A 17,395-nucleotide genomic window follows, 5' to 3' on the forward strand; every position below is an offset into this window, starting at 1 on the left:
AATTGGAGGCCAAGTTTGACTTCTGGGGTTAATTTTGCTTAGAATGTAGTTGTATCTCAGGCCTTATGGTCTGGGACAAAAGGAGAAGGAGGAATGAAATGGGTATTGTGTGGTCTAAGCAACGAGCTTACCTGGCCGCTGTATTGGGCCTGGTTCTGCTGGTAAGCCTGTTCTTTGCCCTGCAAAAACCAGTAAGTATTGAGGTTGATGGCAAGCTAATAAAAAGCAGTGTTTTCTTTTCTGGAACCGTAAGGGAGGTTCTGGATAAAAACCACATAACGCTTAAGGAAAAAGACAAAGTTGAACCTTCATTAAATGCTCCGGTAAAGAAAAAGATGAAGATCACTGTAGTCAGGGCTTTTAAAGTGAAAGTTGTAGCCGATGGTTGTAGCCGGGAAGTATTAAGCATACCGGTTTCAATTAAAGAGGCTATCAAATTAGCAGGATTCCAGCTGGGAGAGCAGGATATTATTAAAACCACTGCCACCTCCCTAACCATCCCTAACCAGGAGATTGAGATTATCCGCGTCACTCAGGAAGAACAGGAAGTAAAAGAGCCCATTGCTTTCCAGATGGAAAGAACCAGCGACAACACCCTGGAGAGAGGATTGAGCAGGACCATCAAACAGGGGAAGAACGGGGTAGCTCTAAACACCTTTAAGGTTACTTACCATAACGGTAAAGAAGTCAAACGTGAAGTAATTGGCAGCAAGACGCTACTTGAACCAGTAAATAAGCTGGTGGCCCTGGGGACTATCACCAGTGTCTCCAGAGCTGGGCAACGCTTGGATTTCCGGGAAGCAAAATATATGAATGCCTCTGCTTATACCTACACCGGTCGCAATACTGCTACGGGAAGACAACCGGCGGTGGGTTTGGTAGCGGTTGATCCCAGTGTTGTTCCAATGGGAAGCAAGCTCTATATTGAGGGTTATGGTTATGCTGAGGCCGCTGATACCGGAGGAGCCATCAAAGGAAACCGCCTGGATCTCTTTATGGAAGAACGATCCCAATGCTTAAACTGGGGGAATCGAACCGTAAAAGTCTATATACTCGAATAAGTATCCCCAAATTCGTCTCCCCGATGAAGGAATAAGGGGAAAATAAGCATTAAAATACCCGTCTTTAAGTTTTTAGGGCGGGTATTTTTTTGTTTATTTTTTCCATGATTTAAAAATTAAAAAGTACAGAAACCTATAAGAGGAATAGAAAAAGGAGGTGAAAATAAATGAAGAAAAAACTGCTTTATTTGCTATGTTTCAGTTTAATGTTTATGCTATTGGCCGGTGGTTGCCAAAAGACGACCGCTAAGAAGCCCATGGCTCCTTCCGCTAAAAAACCAACGCAGACTAGTCAAATGACCCCCAGTGAAAGGAGAGTCCTGGCCAGTAAACTGTCCAAAATGGCGGAACAAGTGAAAGGGGTAGAAAAAGCTACAGTAGTTGTTGCTGATATTGGCGTAGCCAACAATATTACCGGAAACACCAAAGCAAATGCTCAAATGAACCGGGCTACGGCCAAAAACCTAAACGATAATACTATCGGCAGCGATGCAGGCATCAATCGAAGCGAGCCCCAAGGAATGATTGTTATGGTAGGGTTGACCCTGAAGCCGGGCAATAATGACATGAATAAAAGCAACCAAATAAAATCCAAAGTAATGAACAAACTTAAAGCCGGCGATCGTCGCATATCCCAGGTATTGGTAACAACTGATCCTAATTTGGTCAAGCGTATTACGGATGTAGCTGCCGGAATTCTCGAAGGCAAACCGATTAAGACTTTTGAAAAAGACATAATGAATATTGATTCCAGCTTAAGACAGCAAAAAACCACTTATTAGTTAATAATATAACCCGGGAGCAAGATACTCTCGGGTTATTTTTTTGGAACCCCCGTGGCTGGGGTCACAAGCGCTTTTCTTACTAACCCCCCCTGGCCAGGGGCCATAACCGCCAATGAAAAGGGAGTTAATAGGTGCTTGAATGGCAAGATGTAGTGGGAAATAACTAAACCCCTCGCCCTTTACCCCTCACTTTTCGTACAACACATAGCGAGAATTCTTTTGTGCCGTATTGTAAGAAAAAAGTGATATTTTTTATCCTCTGGATGTATAATAGGCTAAATTGGACAAATTTGATTTCACGGCAAAAGCCGAGTATATTTATACCAGCCAAAAATATATTTGCTCTTCATCCTAATAGGCTTGAGGTACAATGAAACGCACAGATTCTTTATCCGGCATACGCTATTACATGAATAAATATGGAATCCACCCCCGCAAAAAATGGGGGCAGAATTTTCTGGTGGATGGGAATATCCTTAGAAAGATAGCTCATTTATGCAATCCCGGCTGCGAAAAATTGCTGGTGGAAATCGGACCTGGGCTGGGAGGACTAACCAGAGAATTAGCAGGCATAAGTAAGGGAGTACTGGCCATCGAGATTGATTTCGGATTGCGGGAGGCGCTGGCTGAAAGCTTGCAGGGACTAAATAATATCCGTCTGCTTTTTGCCGATATACTTCAAATCGATTTGGAGGAAGAATTGAGTAAGGCTTTTGGGGGGGAAGATATTTCCGGATACAAGGTATGTGCCAATATCCCTTATAATATAACCACCCCCATTATTTTTAAACTCCTGGAGACTTGCTCGCAGATGGAAAGCGCAACTCTGATGATGCAGAAAGAGGTTGCCAGCCGCATACTGGCATCTCCTGACAGCAAGGAATACGGTTTACTTACCCTGATGACAGCCTATTATGCTGAGGCAGAGTATCTGATGCCGGTTTCCCGAAATTGCTTTTATCCCCGCCCGGAAGTAGATTCCAGCGTTATTCAACTCCGGCCCATAAAAGGAAAGCGAGTGCAGGTTAAAGATGAATCAAACTTTAAGAAGCTACTCCGGGTATCTTTTCAGAAGAGGAGAAAAACTATTTTAAATATTTGCGTAGATTTGTTTTCGGTAGAAAAAGCGGAGATTCATAGCATTTTAAACTCCCTAGGCATAGACCCGAAAAGCAGGCCGGAAAACCTTAGCATCGAGCAATTCGCCCTGATAAGTGATACTCTGGTTATGAGGAGGCTTGGTAATGATATTTAACAGTCCCAGCAAAGGAGAATTAGATTTAGAACAGGTAGTAATTGATATACTCAACTACATCGCTGAGGATCTTACCCGGTCTTACAAATTAATTGTGGGCAGTGATTCTCATCCTGGCGCACAGGGAACCTGTTATGTCAGTGCCATAATTATTCATAGGATGGGCAAAGGCGCTCGTTATTATTATAATAAAATCGTTAATCGCCGGAGCAGTAGCCTGCGCCAGCGTATTTTCTATGAAGCATCCCTTAGCCTGGATTTAGCTGATCGCTTGAGCCAGTGCTTGAAAAAGCATGGTAAAGATGACATGAAAGTGGAAATACACCTCGATGTTGGCATTCAGGGTGATACCAAGGAATTAGTAAAAGAAGTTACCGGAATGATAGTAGGGAGTGGTTTTGCCGCCAAAATCAAGCCGGATGCCTGTGCAGCCAGTACGGTAGCAGATAGGTATACCAAATAAAAATTAGACTCTTAAAGCATATCTTTACGTAATTACTTCCCGTCTTGCCTTTTCACTAGCAATTTTAAATTAATTATTTAGTTGACACAACGAAGGTTTTTATATATACTAATTATTTCAATGTTGACAATCCCTCACATCTGTTATAGAATTATGTTGATATATATAAAAGAAGGTGGTAAATTGAATTCTCCCAGGGCGATATCAGATATTAAGAAAGACCTGGAATCTTTTGTTGGAAGCAAGATTAGATTAAAGGCCAACCGGGGAAGAAACCGTATCATAGAGAAAGAGGGCGTGTTAGAGTCAATTTATCCCAATATATTTGTGGTTAAGTTGGATGAAAGAAAAATAGAAAGGCGAGTTTCTTATACTTATGCCGATGTACTAACCGAAACAGTTGAATTGTTTGTTTATGATACTGAAGACGCAGAAATTAGAATTGCCGCTGCCAACCATTAAAACATCCACCATCACTGCATGAATTCATGCAGTTTTTCTTTTCCCCATAGATTCTTTTCTAAAATCCCTAATTTTTCTCCGACCTCTTCTTTTTGCAGATGCCCCCCATGGCCGGGGGTCACAACCACCTATGAAAAGTGGGTTAGTATGCGCTTGGTATAATAAGATGTAGTTGGGAATACCCCTCACTCCTCACTTTTCTCATTAATCATATACCAGAGCGTCAGGTAATATAAATTTATAACGAGGTGAAACCTCTCCCGCTAAGTGGCCGGGTTCTAATCCCTCCCACCTCGTTGTAGCGCTGGTGTTGAAACTGCTTAAGCAGTTTCTTCCGATGCCTAAAAGTGCAAGAAAAGAAGGTGATGTAGTTGGGTGAGGCACTTTCTATATGGTCGCCGGTGGTACTGGCTGAACTAAGTACCCCCCGAAGCTTTGACCACCATCAAGTCTACCATTTAGATGAACGATTCCAGGGCTTGGAGGATTTAAGAGTCAAGTTACGGGAATATATCGTAAGAAAACAGGGAAATGCCTTAGAAACCTTGTTTAAACTGGAAGTTTTTTGCTTGCTGGAAAATATGGATGGCAAGATGCAGCTGGTAAAAAAGGAGGAAAATCTGAGGGATCGGGTTTTATTACAGGAATTTGACTGCAATTTGGATTTCGATAAAGAGCCGCGAATAGATTTTATCGGCGATATAAAAAAGATTAATTGGCAGGGGGGGCTGGACGGTAATCAACTGCATGTAATACTTTTTATAGATTATATATTGATGGCCATCCGCCAACAGGTAATCAGGCTTTTGGAGCAGGAAGCGGAGTTAAAGAGTAGCGATTTACGGGTAGAGGGTGCTGCACAGGATGAGACTGTCAGGATGGAGGAAAAAAACCTGGAGCTAAGGCGCCAACTCCGTTTTTACGAAAAAAACATAGCCAGTCTCAAAAAGGGGATTAAGAAAGTCGAAAATCGCAATGCGGTATTAAGCCGGGAGAGTCAGCAGTATCAGTTATTAATTGAAGAGCTGCGCCGGGCTATACAAGAAAAAGAACAGCGCTTGAGCCGTTATGAGGCCAGGCTTTATTATGAGGATAATCAAGATAACGTATATGAGGAGATTTACTCCAATAACGAAGGAAATGAAAGAATTAGCGGCAATAGCCTGGGAAGCCGGGTTAAACGGCTTTTTCTGAATAGTATTTAATAGTATTTGAATTCCCTTGAAAAAAGCCGAGGCTTTACCACGATATCTTTTGAAGCTGATTGCCGGCGGCGGCGGTCATTGAGTTCCTTTTATGCACCCCTGGCGTACATTTTTCATATTATTAGAGAGGATTGTATATTGTTTTTAAGTTGAGAGGGGTGTATTAATGGGAGAAAGCAAATTCATGGAAGGAAAGAACCTGGGTATCTTAAAGGTAAATACCCAAAAATACCAGGCAACACAATTGGCAGCTGGGGATGATGAAGGCCAATTTATGATAAGCACCGCCAAAAAGAGTTCGCTTAAAGCTAAGAACATTTGTCCTCGCTGTCAAGAAAGAGTAAACAAGCAGGAAATGAAATCCTGCGAACATTGTGGAAGTGAATTGTGTGCTAAGTGTTTAAAAGACTATCAGAAAAAACACTTGAAGGCTCCAGTTAAGCGGGATTCCTCCATTCAGGGAAACTAAAATGCAATGGCCAGGCTATAGAGACCTGGCTATTTTTTTAAACATTGACGTAGACAGGAGGATAAAAAATGTCCAATATTAACTGTATCCTGTATCCGCCCACGGTCGATTTTCACTACCTGGTTCAGCGACCGCAGCATTTAATAAAAAACTTTTCCGAGCTCGGGGTAGTAAGCTTCTTTCTTAATAACCCCCACCTCCACGAGCATCAACGCCGGGGCATAGAACGCATCAACCCCTATTTGTTTCTATTTAATGGGGTTGAGCCTACTGAATTTCTAAGAGATATTCGGCCAGTAGTTTATTACAGTGCTACGGCTCATGTAGATATGATAAAGAAATATCGGCCATCGCTAGTAGTATTTGATAGTGTTGACGAACCCAGTGACGAATTTGCCGGATGGAGACCTTATTATCACCGGGCAGTAGCCACGGCGGACATTGTAATTACCACCTCCGATAAGCTGTATAAGATGGCCAAAAGCATCAACCCCCGTAGCTTTTTGGTGCCCAATGCTTGTGATTATGAACATTTTTCCCCCAGCACTCATTTGCCGATTCCGGCTGACATGCGAGGCATCAATAACCCGGTAATTGGCTACATTGGGGCTATTGCCACCTGGGTTGATTTGGAACTGCTGGATAGGGTAGCTGCTAGACTCCCACATTTTAACTTTGTTATGCTGGGACCTTTGTATAATGTGTCTGAACTACCACAGCGCCCTAATCTGCATTGGTTAGGCTTTAAAGACTATAAAGACCTTCCCGCCTATGCCCAGGCCTTTGATGTAGGCCTAATACCCTTTAAGCTCTCCAGTATGACAGAATCGGTAAACCCCATAAAAATGTGGGAGTACATGGCTGCCGGAATGCCCGTTGTGGCTACGGCTCTTCCAGAAGTTTACAAACTCCAGGAACTAATTTACTATTCAGAAAATGAAGAAGAATTTATTGAAAATATCAGAAGGGCCCTCGCGACCGATAATCCCTTCCAGCGAAAACAAAGAATGGAACTGGCCCGGCAGAATTCCTGGTCGGCTAGAGCGGTAGAAATACTTGATTTAATTGAAAACGCACTGGCGGAAAAAGGCATTAAAAAAACGGAATACCGGGCAGATGGTATAATGGATACTCTGCTACCAGACAGGGCATATACTGAATTTAAAGAACCGTTCCGTACTAGTCTCAGCCCTTTTCAGCAAGTGCTGGTATCACCAGGTTCCGGCTTCCGTTATTCTATTTATCCCGGCAAAGAATACCGGGACAGGGATAGAGTCCGAAATGTTTGGAGTAGAGCTGATTCCGCTTTCCCAGCCGGAGATATTGCAGTAGTGCAAAAAAGCGGCTTTCGTTATTACACCCAGCGCCACCAGAAGGAACTGGGGCTCTACTATGGCTGATATTTTGGAATTTTAATTCTATATAGCCCTGGTGAAAGGGGTTGAGTTCTTAGAACTATGATTGTTACGGCTGAAAAAATAATGATAGGCTGCCCGGTTCGCAACCGAGCCTGGTCTTTAGCCTATTACCTGACTTCCTTAAAACGATTGGCTTACCCCGAATCCCGGCTCGAATTCTGCTTTATAATAAATGATTGTATAGATGAAACCCCGCGAATTCTAGAAGATTTTGCCCAGAGAGAAAACGGGCGGGTACGACTAATCTACTATGACCTGGGTCAGAAGTATGGGCACCTGCGAGGTCAATATAACTTTTCCCAGTTGGCTCGACTGAGGAACTGTCTGCTGGGAGCATTTCTGGAGTCTGATGCTGCTTACTTATTTTCTGTGGATAGTGATATTCTGGTGCCAGTTGATAGCTTATCCCTCTTGCTTCAGGACGATTGCGATATTGTGTCCGCTCTGGTCTGCAATGGGGAGGAAGTAGGGGATAATTCGATTTATAATATTCTGGTCAAGGATGCTGCTGGCAACCTGGTGCATTGCCGGGATTTCCCCCGGGACCGGATTTTCCCAGTTGATTGTACCGGGGCTGCCTACCTGATTAAGAGAAAGGTTATTGCATCGCTGGGAGTAAGATACTCTGCAGAGGAAGGGGCTGAGGATATCGGCTTTTGCCTCCAGGCCCAGGAAAAGGGAATAGGCATTTTTTGTGATGGCCGTATAGAATGTATCCATTTGATGAGGGAAGATACGACTTTACTATCGCCAAAAAAGACAAAAATACCGTAAGGATAATCACATTTTGTTACCTCCTTTCATAATATATCCTAGAAATTTGACAGAACAAATTTCAGAACCTGTTCAAACAGGCGAATACTAGATAAAGGAGGGAAAGTAAAGTGTCTAGATTGTTAAAATGTGAATTTCCTGAAGGTTGTATGCTAGATCTCTGGGCCAAGGTTATTAAAGCTAAATACATCGAAAAACAAGTTAAAGTACTGGACACGGTCTTTTGTGTACCTGATGAGCAAGTGGGTGGAAAAGTATCCTGTGTAGAAGACATTAAGGTTAAAGTTATCAAGGCGTACGAGGATCTGTGTTTCAACAAAGTAAAAGTTTTCATCGACTACGAAGTAATCCTTTTTGTGTTAGTGGAAGGCGAGTACCAGATTATTACTGTAACTGACCGCTATGAACAATCCATAGAACTGGACGAATTTGATCCGCCCCTAACCTCTGAAGAATTCCGCAACGAAATTGAACAGTCGGAAATCATTCTAAAGAACTGGAGTTTTGATTTTGAAATTAAGGGCAACTGCGAGGACAGCAGTAATCCTTGTAAATTGACCACGCCCATCAAGGGAACCTGTATAGGGCTTAAAGTATACGTGGATATCATCGACAAACTGGGCAAATTCCATGATGTAGTGGTATACGGAGAGTTAGATCCGGATGTAGATTATTAAGCTCAAGGCTAAAACCAGAAAATGCTCGGCTCTATTAGCCGGGCATTTACCTTTCTTAAAGTAGCGGGGGGGATATTTTGAGCAGCATAAAAATCAGCCGCCAGGATAAAAACCTGATGAGAAAACAATTGGAAGAAATACTGTCTATCCAAAAGGATTTGGATAAAAAAATCGATAATTATCAGCAAGAAAGCGTAGTTGAGGAGTACCGGGGTTTTTGGCAGGAACTTGGACAGAACAATAAAGACAGCATACAGAGAGTATCCCGCTATATGGTGCGAAAATGTAATCGCTGAATATAAGCCCCAAAGGAGCAGTTGCTCCGTATTAGTCGTCAGTCGTCGGACGTCAGACATCAGAAGGGGGTGGGGGTTATTTCTTATTTTATCTTACTATTCAGGCACCGGCTAACTCGTTTTTCATCGGTGGTTGTGGCCCCCAGCTATGGGTGGTTAGTATGAAAAGCCTGGGCTTGGCCCTCGGAGGCGGCGGGCTAAAAGGGTTGGCGCATATTGGAGTTCTGCAGGTGCTGGAAGAAAACAGCATCCCTATTTCCGCCATATCGGGAACCAGTGCCGGAAGTATAGTGGCGGCCCTCTATGCCAGCGGCCTCTCGCCCTGGCGGATGCAAGAACTTGCGATGCAGCTCGAAGTCAAGGATTATATTGACTACGATATCATCGCCTTTGCTAAATTTTTCTGGGCTTTATTGCTTCCCGGGGTAAAGGCCAGCCTGGATGGCCTTATCAAAGGAGATAAACTGGAAAAGCTGCTTTATAAATGGACCCGGGGGAAGACCCTGGCGGAAAGCCGAATCCCCATAGGTATTATCGCCTGTGATATTGACTCTGGTCAGGAAATAATATTTACCAATCAAAACATGGAGGTCACCGGCCCCAGGCTAGTAATTAAAGAAGCCCTCTTAAGTGAAGCAGTACGCTCCAGCACTTCTATTCCCGCCACCTTCGTCCCGCTGCAGTTCAGAGGAATGCAAATGGTTGATGGGGGAGTAAAAGAAATGGTTCCGGTAGAAGTACAAAAAATTATGGGCACCGACTATATTCTTTCCGTCAATCTAGGGCGGGAGAGTTATGCGGAAAAAGTCACCGGGATCACCCAAATCGTATCCCGCAGTTTAAATATTATGAGCTATGAAACCTCCGCTACCGCCGAGGCGCTTTTTGCCGATCTGGTTATTCATCCCCGGGTAAAAGCAGTTCGCCTGGATGATATCGGGCAGGCAGAAAAGATTATCCGGGCGGGTAGGCGAGCCGCAAAAGCCAAAATCGATGAAATAAAAAGAGGATTAGAAGATTGATCTGAGTAACAGAAGCACAGTTATTTACATATAATATCCACAAAGCAAGGATTTGGCCTAATTGCGGTTGGAGGCGGGGAGGAGGTTAAAATGGCAACGGATAAATTTGAACATGCCACCTTCTACCTGACAAAAAATCAGGTGGATCTTATAAAAGAACTGGCCAGAAAGAACCAGATATCGCGCAGTGCCCTGGTTAGAATGATAATCCGTGAGTACCTGGCCAGACAGGAAGGGAATAAAAGCGAATAGGAAAGTTACCCTTGGAAAAGTACTGAAGAAGGCTGCCGGCCTATGCTGGCAGCCTTCCTGATTATTATGCCACCTGACTGTACTCTTCTTTTTTCTTATCTGTAATTATCAGGTTTAAAAAATAAAAGTTTAGGAAAGACTTTTACTGAGAAAGGAGAGTATTTTTTATGCCTAAAAAATATTATGGAATCATAATGATTGCTATTCTAATCCTTCTGGGAACTAGTCTTTACCTGCAAGAAAAGCCTCTCAATAAAAGTGTTCTGAGGTTGCATGTAATAGCTAATAGCGATAGCCTGGCTGACCAGGCCCTGAAAATACAGGTAAAAGATGCCGTAGTAGAGATGATGAAAAAGGAATTTGCCGGAATGGATAATATGGAACAAGCTCGCCAGGCTGCTCTGGAGGATATACCTGAAATAAAAAGGACTGCCGAAGCAGTGGTACAAGCCAATGGCTATAATTATCCCGTACAAGTATCACTGGGCGAATATCAATTCCCCACCAAATCATATGGCAACCTGGTTTTGCCCCAGGGAGAATACCAGGCAGTGCGAGTCACCATTGGCGGTGGTGAAGGAAAGAACTGGTGGTGCGTCTTGTTCCCGCCCCTCTGTATGGTTTCTTCCTCTGAACAGGGCTTAAGCCTGCATAGCCCGGAAGAAGCCAAAGTAAGCTTTAAATGCTTGGAATTAATCCCTAAAGGAGCTAAATTTCGTACATCCAACCATTAAACTATCCTTTCCCCCTTTGGGAGCGGAAATTTTCCGTTCCCTTTTATTTTTGCAGCATATATAATTTTGTGATAGACTATTTATAAATACCTGGTAAAAATTGGCGATTAAATCCTGGAAGAGTTTTAAATCATTATTTTAATCTATTTTCGTCCTATTATGAAAGGAATGGCTATGTCTTATGAGAAGAAATATTATTTTAAAGGCTCCAGCCAAGGTCAATCTCACCCTGGATGTTAAAGGAAAAAGAAGTGATGGTTATCATGAATTAGAGACGGTGATGCACCAGGTGAATCTGCTTGATATAATTATAATTTCCCAGGCCGCAGGCGGTATCCAGATTAAGAGCAACAGTAGCCTGATTCCGACTAACGAGGAAAACCTGGCTTACCAGGCGGCGGAAATGATCCTGGGGGAATATGCCCATAAAGAGGGAGTAGAGATCTATATTGAAAAAAATATACCGGTAGGCGCAGGTCTGGCCGGGGGAAGTACTGATGCTGCCGCTGTTATACTGGGGATAAACCAGCTCTATGACCTGGGCCTGGAAGAAGAGGAACTGCTGGAAATGGCTGCTTCGATAGGGTCTGATGTAGCCTTTTGTCTGGCTGGCGGCAGCAAATTAGCCCGGGGACGGGGTGAAATACTGAGCAAGCTGCCTCAGCGAATGATACCTTATATAATCCTGGTCAAACCCGATTTTCAGCTTTCTACAGCTGAAGTCTACCGGGAATTGGATTTGACTCAAGTGGAAGAATTTCCTGATAATGCCGCCTTTCTTGCCGCCTGGGAGGCTTATGATATTATTAATATAGCCAGAAACATGAGGAATGTCTTGGAAACAGTGAGTATAAGGAAATATCCGGAAATCGCGGCCATAAAAGCAGAGTTGATAGAAACAGGGGCCCTAAATGCCTTGATGTCCGGCAGCGGACCCAGCGTTATGGGGATATTTATGGAGGAGGAACAGGCCTTAAAGGCCCGGGAAAAGTTTCAGACCCGTTATCAGGAGGTGTTTTTACTTTCATCCTATGTTTAGTAAGAGAAGTGAGGGGTGAGGAGTAAGGGGTTGCGTGACAAAAGAACCGTCCCCTTGACACAAGGGGGGTTAGTCGGCAAACTTGAAAAGAGGTGATTTTTATTAATACAGGGGAAAAACGCCTATCACCGGTGGATCTTGACTCCTATAAGCCTTTACGGGAATTGGTACTCGAGGCCATCAGGGAAGCTATTAAGAATGGAGTATTGAAACCCCGGGAAAGGTTGATGGAAATCCAGTTGGCAGAAGAACTGGGAGTATCACGAACTCCTATTCGGGAGGCATTACGCAAGCTGGAACTGGAGGGTTTTATCGTTATGGTTCCCCGTAAGGGAGCCTATGTAGCGGATATATCGCTTAAGGATGTTGCCGATGTTTTTGAGATTAGGGCGGCCTTGGAGGCCCTGGCTGCCGGGTTGGCTGCGGAAAGGATAACTGATGAGGAGTTAGAGGCAATGGAAAGACTGCTGGTGGAAAAGGTCGAGGCTATCAGCAGTAATGATATGGATAAACTGGTTGATGTTGATACCAAGTTCCATGAGGCCATCTACCGGGCCAGCCGCAACCAGAGACTATTCGCCATAATCAACAACTTAAGAGAACAGATACAAAGGTTTAGAAGCACATCGCTGTCCTATCCCGGCCGGATGCAGCAGTCCATGCAAGAGCATCGTGATATAGTGGAAGCCATCCAATCCCGGGATATTCAGTTGTCAAGGCAATTAGCCCAGGAACACATTGAGAACGCTGAACAGAGCATGATTGATAGTATTAAAAAAAATGGTTTGCCCTGGGCTTAATTATGGAGGTGCCTGCATGCAATATGATGCGGTGATACTTGCCGGTGGTGTTAACAGCAGCGAGCTGAAGAAGATTGCTCCCTATGATAACGAGGCCTTGATAATAATAGGCAAGTATCCCATGATCTACTATGTTTATAATGCTTTGCGCCAGTCTTCCCAGGTGAGGAATATAGTCATCAGCGGACCCACCGAAGCCCTGCGCAATATTTTTGCCCGTGAGGAAAAGCTGTTTTTTGTGGAGGGAGGGAAAAACGCGGTGGAAAGCCTGGCCTGTGCAGTAAAGCTTTTACGGGAGAAGGGTACTACCGAGCGTTTGCTGGTTCTCCCCACGGATATTCCCTTTATTACTACCACGGCCATAGATGATTTTGCTAATCAGTGCCAAAATTACGAAGCGGATTTCTTCTATGCTATAACCTCCAGGGAGGTAAATGAGTTGAAATTCCCCGGCGTGATGCGTACTTATGTAAAACTAAAGGATGGAGTGTTTACTGGAGGAAATCTCTTTATCTTACGCAGCGAGATTATTGACCAGGTTTTGGAAAAGGCCTCACAGATTGTGGAAAGAAGAAAAAATCCTCTAGCTATAGCCAGTTTATTTGGTTTTGGATTAATGTGGCGTTATTTGACCAGACGCCTCTCCATTGCAGCAGCTGAAAAAAGGTTCTTTAAGGTATTGGGAATAAAGGGGAAAGCCATTATTTCCCCGTATGCTGAGGTTGGAGTAGATGTGGATAAACCCAGCGATCTGGAGATTGCCCAAAAATACCTGTTAGATCTTACTCTATAAATCACTTTTATAGGTAACAAAACCCGGTTCTTAAGCATTAATTAAGATTAGGGTGTAGTTGTGACTTACTTTTTTACTTGGCAAACAGGATAAGCGGGGCTTATGTAGAACTATTTATTCATAGGGCAAAAACATCCTTATGTATAGAATTAAAGGGTGGGTGTGAAGTGAAACTTTCCGCAGTGATACTTGCCGCAGGTAAAGGCTTAAGAATGCGGTCGGATTTACCCAAAGTAGCACACAGGGTGGCCGGTAAACCTATTATCCTTCATGTTATCCAGGCTGTAAAAGAGGCGGGTATTGAGGATATCGTAGTAGTAGTAGGACACGGCCGGGAAGTAGTTCAAGAGATTTGTAGCGGGGAAAAGATTCGTTTTGTTTTACAGGAACAGCAATTAGGAACCGGGCATGCTCTGATGCAGGCTGAAGCCGTGGTAGCTCCGGAAGACACTATTCTGGTTTTGGCCGGAGATATTCCTTTAATACAGGCGACATCCCTGCAGCAGTTGATGGAAAGCCATCGGCAAAAGCAGGCAACTGCCACTGTACTCAGCGTAAATATGCAGAACCCTTCCGGTTATGGCCGGATATTGCGTGACCAGCAGGGTGCTTTTTTACGCATTATAGAAGAAAAAGATGCCAATGATGAGGAGAAAAAGATAAAAGAGATAAATTCCGGAATATATTGTTTCTGTGCTCGTAAGGTGTTTTCCGCCCTGCACAGTACCAGTACCCGTAATGCCCAGGGAGAATACTATCTTACCGAGGCCCTGGAGTTGCTTAAAAACCAGCAGGAATCAATTGGTATTTTCTTGAGTGATGGGGAAGAAGATATTTATGGTATTAACGACCGGGTACAGCTAGCCCAGGCCGAGAACATTCTGCGGCAGAGGAAGAACCGGGAGTTAATGCTAAGTGGAGTAAGCCTTATGGACCCGGCATCTACATTTATTGATAGCGATGTTCTCATAGGACATGATACTATTATATTACCCTTTACCATTATCGAAGGAAATTCAAGATTAGGTGAACGCTGTGAAATCGGCCCGGGTACCCGCATAAGTGACTCCATTATCGGCAGTGAGGTAAAGATTGAAAGCTCCCGGCTCATACAAGCTTCGGTAGCCGACCGTTGCAACATCGGTCCTTTTGCTTATCTTCGCCCGGAAACAACATTACTGGAAGGAGTTAAAGTAGGGGATTTTGTGGAAATTAAGAAATCCACTATCGGAACCGGAAGCAAGATACCGCATCTAAGTTATGTGGGAGATGCCACTATTGGGCAGGGAGTCAATGTTGGAGCTGGAACCATAACCTGCAATTATGATGGAAAGAATAAATACCAAACGGTTCTGGAGGATAGAGTTTTTATCGGGAGCAACACCAACCTGGTAGCTCCGGTAAGAATAGGCGAGAATTCTATAACAGGAGCGGGTTCTACCATCAGCCGCGATGTTCCTCCCCATACCCTGGCAGTTGAGCGCGCCGGGCAGAAGCACCTTCCCCGTAAGGGATAATCAAAAAGCAAAACCTGGCGATAATGAATAACAACCCTTCAATTTCCTATATCCATAACGGGAGGTATAAATATTATGCAGGCATCCAGATGGAGGATGAAACTCTTTTCCGGTAATGCTAATCCTCAACTGGCAGATGAAATAGCCAGATACCTGGGGATTCCGGTTGGAGATGCAAGGGTTTCTCGTTTTTCTGATGGGGAAATAAGCTGTGCTATCCATGAGAGTGTTCGTGGTGTCGATGTTTTCGTTGTTCAGCCTACCTGTACCCCAGTAAATGAGAATCTTATGGAATTATTGATCATGATTGATGCTTTTAGGAGGGCGTCAGCCACACGGATTAATGCGGTTATTCCTTACTATGGCTATGCCCGGCAGGATCGAAAAAGCCGAGCTCGTGACCCCATAACCGCCAAACTGGTATCCAATCTGATTGTACAAGCAGGGGCCCAACGAGTAGTAGCGGTAGATCTCCATGCCACCCAGATCCAGGGTTTTTATGATATACCTGTGGATCATTTACCCGGAGTTCCCACCCTGGCCGAGTATTTCAAGACCAAAGGATTGGAAGAAGATGCCGTAATAGTATCTCCCGATGTCGGAGGCGTTACCCGAGCCCGAGATCTGGCTACAAAGCTGCGGGCACCCCTGGCCATAGTAGATAAAAGAAGGCCAGCTCCCAATGTTTCAGAGATAATGAATGTAATAGGTGAAGTGAAGGATAAATCAGTAATAATTGTAGACGATATTATTGATACGGCAGGAACAGTATGTACTGCCGCCGAGGTTATGATGGAAAAGGGAGCCCGGGATGTTTACACCTGCTGTACCCATGCGGTTTTTTCCGGACCGGCTTTGGACAGGTTATCGCGAGCCCCTTTGAAAGAAATAGTAATTACCAATACCATTCCCATAGATGAAAGCAAAAAGCTGCCCAATATGACAATTCTCTCCATTGCGCCACTGGTAGGCGAAGCAATTTTGCGTATCCATGAAGACCTGGAGGTAAGCAAACTATTTGAGGAATAGATAGCAGTTTAAAAAGATTAAAAATTTAAAAGAGGTGTTGTCCCAATGTTAGGTCAAAAGTTAAATGCTCGTAAACGGGAGATAAAGAACCGGGGGTATCTCAACCAGCTCAAACGCAGTGAGCAAGTACCGGCCGTTATTTACGGCAAAGGAGAAGAAGCTGTACCCATTATCCTGGAGAAGAGAGAGTTGAATCGAATTTTCAATGTACACGGCTCCAGGGGTCTTTTTTCCCTCGAAATTGAAGGAGAAAGCAAACCCATGATGACCCTAATAAGAGAAATTCAGAGAAACCCGGTAAGCGGGCAACTTATTCATCTTGACTTTCTCAGCGTAAACTTAAACGAAAAAATTAATAGTAATGTCGGGGTCTTGCTGGGCGGCGAAGAAGAAGTTATGAAAAAAGGAGGCATTCTGCAAGCGGGCTTAAAAGAAGTGGAAGTACTTTGTTTCCCCCAGGACCTGCCCGAATACCTGAGTGCCGATATCTCCTCCCTGGAAATAGGAGAAACTCTACATGTAGCTGACTTGATTGTACCTGCAGGGGTGGAGATTTTAACTGAGGCGGAGTCAGTAATTGCTTCCATATTAGCTCCATCCAAGGCTACTACCGGTGAAGAAGAAGGAGCAGAAGCAGCCGGCGAAGGAGAAGAGGCTGAAGAGAAGCCTGAGTAATAGCTATTCTACTGGGGGATAGAGATGAAGATGCTTGTGGGCCTGGGAAATCCGGGAAAGAAATACAGCCATACCCGGCATAATATTGGCTTCAAGGTACTGGAGGAACTGGCCAGGCGCCATCAGATAGAAAAAGAAGAAAGTCGCTATGATGCAATTGTTGGACATTTGAGAATAAATCAGGAAAAGCTCCTTCTGGTCAAACCCCTGACCTTCATGAATCTCAGCGGCAAGGCAGTTCGACCCTTATTTAACTGGTTCAAGCTGGAGTTATCCGAGCTGCTGGTAGTCTACGATGACATGGATTTACCACCAGGTACAGTAAGAATACGAGCCTCCGGCGGTACCGGGGGACATAAAGGAATGCAGTCTATTTGTGAAAGCCTGGGGAGTCGCGATTTCCCCAGGATCAGAATCGGAATTGGCCGCCCCCCCGGAGGGGCTATTGATTGGGTCCTGGGTGAATTCAGCGAAAGCGAAAAACCCCTCATGCAGGATGCCATAGAAAAAGCCGCCAGTGCCATTGAGTGCTGGGTAAAAAGCGGAATAGATGCTAGCATGAATGCGTACAATTGAAAAAGGAGATTCAGCTGTAAAAACCCCTTTTGATGCATAAGGCTTGCATAAATTTACAAAGCGAGCGTTAGCGGAGCATGGATGCATCACCCT

General features: G+C 44.2%; 21 protein-coding genes. All 21 read left to right on the forward strand.

Annotated elements, in window-relative coordinates; translation table 11 throughout:
- The first annotated feature begins 98 nt into the window (after nucleotides 1-98).
- The 21 genes from SWOL_RS15015 (at nucleotide 99) to pth (ending at nucleotide 17,302) form a co-directional block, all read left to right on the forward strand.
- On the forward strand, nucleotides 99-1,061 hold the full coding sequence (locus SWOL_RS15015) for a 3D domain-containing protein (protein ID WP_011639520.1): 963 nt from the start codon (nucleotides 99-101) through the stop codon (nucleotides 1,059-1,061).
- Nucleotides 1,062-1,228: 167 nt separating this feature from the next.
- Nucleotides 1,229-1,843: a YhcN/YlaJ family sporulation lipoprotein gene (locus SWOL_RS00335; RefSeq protein WP_011639521.1), complete on the forward strand. Its 615-nt coding sequence runs from the start codon at nucleotides 1,229-1,231 to the stop codon at nucleotides 1,841-1,843.
- A 373-nt stretch (nucleotides 1,844-2,216) separates the two neighbouring features.
- Complete coding sequence (gene rsmA / locus SWOL_RS00340; protein WP_011639522.1) at nucleotides 2,217-3,101, forward strand: 16S rRNA (adenine(1518)-N(6)/adenine(1519)-N(6))-dimethyltransferase RsmA; 885 nt, start codon at nucleotides 2,217-2,219, stop codon at nucleotides 3,099-3,101.
- Nucleotides 3,091-3,564, forward strand: a complete 474-nt coding sequence (locus SWOL_RS00345) for a ribonuclease H-like YkuK family protein (protein WP_011639523.1) — start codon at nucleotides 3,091-3,093, stop codon at nucleotides 3,562-3,564. The genes rsmA and SWOL_RS00345 overlap by 11 nt, the downstream gene beginning before the upstream one ends.
- Before the next feature lie 183 nt (nucleotides 3,565-3,747).
- The gene (locus SWOL_RS00350; RefSeq protein ID WP_011639524.1) at nucleotides 3,748-4,026 is read left to right on the forward strand and encodes a Veg family protein; all 279 of its coding nucleotides are present in this window, start codon (nucleotides 3,748-3,750) and stop codon (nucleotides 4,024-4,026) included.
- Nucleotides 4,027-4,397: 371 nt separating this feature from the next.
- Nucleotides 4,398-5,231, forward strand: coding sequence for a hypothetical protein (locus tag SWOL_RS00355; RefSeq protein ID WP_011639525.1), 834 nt, complete (start codon nucleotides 4,398-4,400; stop codon nucleotides 5,229-5,231).
- A 166-nt stretch (nucleotides 5,232-5,397) separates the two neighbouring features.
- A complete protein-coding gene (locus tag SWOL_RS00360) occupies nucleotides 5,398-5,700 on the forward strand; it encodes a hypothetical protein (protein WP_011639526.1) in 303 nt (100 codons plus the stop codon).
- A 68-nt stretch (nucleotides 5,701-5,768) separates the two neighbouring features.
- Nucleotides 5,769-7,100: a glycosyltransferase gene (locus SWOL_RS00365; RefSeq protein WP_011639527.1), complete on the forward strand. Its 1,332-nt coding sequence runs from the start codon at nucleotides 5,769-5,771 to the stop codon at nucleotides 7,098-7,100.
- Nucleotides 7,101-7,157: 57 nt separating this feature from the next.
- Complete coding sequence (locus SWOL_RS00370; protein WP_011639528.1) at nucleotides 7,158-7,892, forward strand: glycosyltransferase family 2 protein; 735 nt, start codon at nucleotides 7,158-7,160, stop codon at nucleotides 7,890-7,892.
- A gap of 110 nt (nucleotides 7,893-8,002) precedes the next feature.
- Nucleotides 8,003-8,569: a hypothetical protein gene (locus tag SWOL_RS00375; protein WP_011639529.1), complete on the forward strand. Its 567-nt coding sequence runs from the start codon at nucleotides 8,003-8,005 to the stop codon at nucleotides 8,567-8,569.
- A 77-nt stretch (nucleotides 8,570-8,646) separates the two neighbouring features.
- A complete protein-coding gene (locus SWOL_RS00380) occupies nucleotides 8,647-8,865 on the forward strand; it encodes a hypothetical protein (RefSeq protein WP_011639530.1) in 219 nt (72 codons plus the stop codon).
- Nucleotides 8,866-9,026: 161 nt separating this feature from the next.
- Nucleotides 9,027-9,887: a patatin-like phospholipase family protein gene (locus SWOL_RS00385; RefSeq protein WP_011639531.1), complete on the forward strand. Its 861-nt coding sequence runs from the start codon at nucleotides 9,027-9,029 to the stop codon at nucleotides 9,885-9,887.
- A 90-nt stretch (nucleotides 9,888-9,977) separates the two neighbouring features.
- Entirely contained in the window at nucleotides 9,978-10,139 is a 162-nt protein-coding gene (locus SWOL_RS13865) for a ribbon-helix-helix domain-containing protein (protein ID WP_081424733.1), read from the forward strand.
- A 167-nt stretch (nucleotides 10,140-10,306) separates the two neighbouring features.
- Nucleotides 10,307-10,873, forward strand: coding sequence for a stage II sporulation protein R (spoIIR, locus tag SWOL_RS00390; RefSeq protein ID WP_011639532.1), 567 nt, complete (start codon nucleotides 10,307-10,309; stop codon nucleotides 10,871-10,873).
- 181 nt (nucleotides 10,874-11,054) lie between these two features.
- On the forward strand, nucleotides 11,055-11,912 hold the full coding sequence (gene ispE, locus SWOL_RS00395; RefSeq protein ID WP_011639533.1) for a 4-(cytidine 5'-diphospho)-2-C-methyl-D-erythritol kinase: 858 nt from the start codon (nucleotides 11,055-11,057) through the stop codon (nucleotides 11,910-11,912).
- A 92-nt stretch (nucleotides 11,913-12,004) separates the two neighbouring features.
- Nucleotides 12,005-12,712, forward strand: coding sequence for a GntR family transcriptional regulator (locus SWOL_RS00400; RefSeq protein WP_011639534.1), 708 nt, complete (start codon nucleotides 12,005-12,007; stop codon nucleotides 12,710-12,712).
- Nucleotides 12,713-12,728: 16 nt separating this feature from the next.
- Nucleotides 12,729-13,505: a nucleotidyltransferase family protein gene (locus tag SWOL_RS00405; RefSeq protein ID WP_011639535.1), complete on the forward strand. Its 777-nt coding sequence runs from the start codon at nucleotides 12,729-12,731 to the stop codon at nucleotides 13,503-13,505.
- 167 nt (nucleotides 13,506-13,672) lie between these two features.
- Complete coding sequence (gene glmU, locus SWOL_RS00410) at nucleotides 13,673-15,022, forward strand: bifunctional UDP-N-acetylglucosamine diphosphorylase/glucosamine-1-phosphate N-acetyltransferase GlmU (RefSeq protein WP_011639536.1); 1,350 nt, start codon at nucleotides 13,673-13,675, stop codon at nucleotides 15,020-15,022.
- A 75-nt stretch (nucleotides 15,023-15,097) separates the two neighbouring features.
- Nucleotides 15,098-16,051, forward strand: a complete 954-nt coding sequence (locus tag SWOL_RS00415) for a ribose-phosphate diphosphokinase (RefSeq protein WP_011639537.1) — start codon at nucleotides 15,098-15,100, stop codon at nucleotides 16,049-16,051.
- A gap of 45 nt (nucleotides 16,052-16,096) precedes the next feature.
- A complete protein-coding gene (locus tag SWOL_RS00420; protein WP_011639538.1) occupies nucleotides 16,097-16,726 on the forward strand; it encodes a 50S ribosomal protein L25 in 630 nt (209 codons plus the stop codon).
- 24 nt (nucleotides 16,727-16,750) lie between these two features.
- A complete protein-coding gene (pth, locus tag SWOL_RS00425) occupies nucleotides 16,751-17,302 on the forward strand; it encodes an aminoacyl-tRNA hydrolase (RefSeq protein WP_011639539.1) in 552 nt (183 codons plus the stop codon).
- Nucleotides 17,303-17,395 lie beyond the last annotated feature (93 nt).

It is taken from the genome of Syntrophomonas wolfei subsp. wolfei str. Goettingen G311, from assembly GCF_000014725.1.
In the GTDB taxonomy this organism is placed as follows: Bacteria; Bacillota; Syntrophomonadia; order Syntrophomonadales; family Syntrophomonadaceae; genus Syntrophomonas; species Syntrophomonas wolfei.

Coding starts and splice junctions, on each gene's coding strand:
- SWOL_RS15015 (WP_011639520.1), top strand. CDS start 99: ATGGGTATTGTGTGGTCTAAGCAACGAGCTTACCTGGCCGCTGTATTG.
- SWOL_RS00335 (WP_011639521.1), top strand. CDS start 1,229: ATGAAGAAAAAACTGCTTTATTTGCTATGTTTCAGTTTAATGTTTATG.
- rsmA (WP_011639522.1), top strand. CDS start 2,217: ATGAAACGCACAGATTCTTTATCCGGCATACGCTATTACATGAATAAA.
- SWOL_RS00345 (WP_011639523.1), top strand. CDS start 3,091: ATGATATTTAACAGTCCCAGCAAAGGAGAATTAGATTTAGAACAGGTA.
- SWOL_RS00360 (WP_011639526.1), top strand. CDS start 5,398: ATGGGAGAAAGCAAATTCATGGAAGGAAAGAACCTGGGTATCTTAAAG.
- SWOL_RS00365 (WP_011639527.1), top strand. CDS start 5,769: ATGTCCAATATTAACTGTATCCTGTATCCGCCCACGGTCGATTTTCAC.
- SWOL_RS00370 (WP_011639528.1), top strand. CDS start 7,158: ATGATTGTTACGGCTGAAAAAATAATGATAGGCTGCCCGGTTCGCAAC.
- SWOL_RS00385 (WP_011639531.1), top strand. CDS start 9,027: ATGAAAAGCCTGGGCTTGGCCCTCGGAGGCGGCGGGCTAAAAGGGTTG.
- SWOL_RS13865 (WP_081424733.1), top strand. CDS start 9,978: ATGGCAACGGATAAATTTGAACATGCCACCTTCTACCTGACAAAAAAT.
- spoIIR (WP_011639532.1), top strand. CDS start 10,307: ATGCCTAAAAAATATTATGGAATCATAATGATTGCTATTCTAATCCTT.
- ispE (WP_011639533.1), top strand. CDS start 11,055: ATGAGAAGAAATATTATTTTAAAGGCTCCAGCCAAGGTCAATCTCACC.
- SWOL_RS00405 (WP_011639535.1), top strand. CDS start 12,729: ATGCAATATGATGCGGTGATACTTGCCGGTGGTGTTAACAGCAGCGAG.
- SWOL_RS00415 (WP_011639537.1), top strand. CDS start 15,098: ATGCAGGCATCCAGATGGAGGATGAAACTCTTTTCCGGTAATGCTAAT.
- SWOL_RS00420 (WP_011639538.1), top strand. CDS start 16,097: ATGTTAGGTCAAAAGTTAAATGCTCGTAAACGGGAGATAAAGAACCGG.
- pth (WP_011639539.1), top strand. CDS start 16,751: ATGAAGATGCTTGTGGGCCTGGGAAATCCGGGAAAGAAATACAGCCAT.